The following is a 526-nucleotide window of genomic DNA, read 5'->3' as shown; positions in this document are numbered from 1 at the left end:
CCCTACGAGTTCCTGGCCAGAAAGATCATCTCATGGTCGACCTTCGGCAGCGCGCGGCAGGCCAATCATCCGTTTACGCAATTGTTCCAGCCCAAGGAATTCGCATCGCTCGATTATTCCACGCTAAAACTGGTGCGCACGCCGGAAGCGCTGGTCGAGCGGCTGGACAATGGCGCCTGCCAAGGTTGCCATCAGGCCGGTTCCACTGCCGGCTTCCATTTCATCGGCCTTGACGACAAGACGACATCGCCGCTCAACCGCATCGAGGTCGACATCTCGCCGCATCTTCATGCCGAGATCCCGCGCCGCCAGGCCTGGCTGCGCGCTACAGCTGAGGGCAGGGAGCCAAACCGCTTCCGTCCGCTCTCCTTTGCGCCGCCGGCAGCCTGGACGGACGCCGCGGTCGACTACGCGCCGGCCGAGATGGCCATGCCGTGCCTGATGCCGGAAGATGCGGACCGCTTCGGTGCGACCTGGAAATGCGGCGGCGGCACCGTCTGCACGCCGCTGGCCACCGCTTCGGGCG

1 pseudogene is annotated in these 526 nt (G+C 65.2%); it reads left to right on the top strand.

What is annotated here, in order from left to right:
* Positions 1–526 (top strand): annotated as a pseudogene (locus EN994_RS34615) (hypothetical protein); the annotation flags it as partial.

Source organism: Mesorhizobium sp. M7A.F.Ca.CA.002.09.1.1, assembly GCF_003998555.1.
Lineage (GTDB): Bacteria > Pseudomonadota > Alphaproteobacteria > Rhizobiales > Rhizobiaceae > Mesorhizobium > Mesorhizobium ciceri.
Note: the sequence above shows the minus strand (reverse complement) of the source record. Positions and strands in the feature narration are given on the sequence as shown.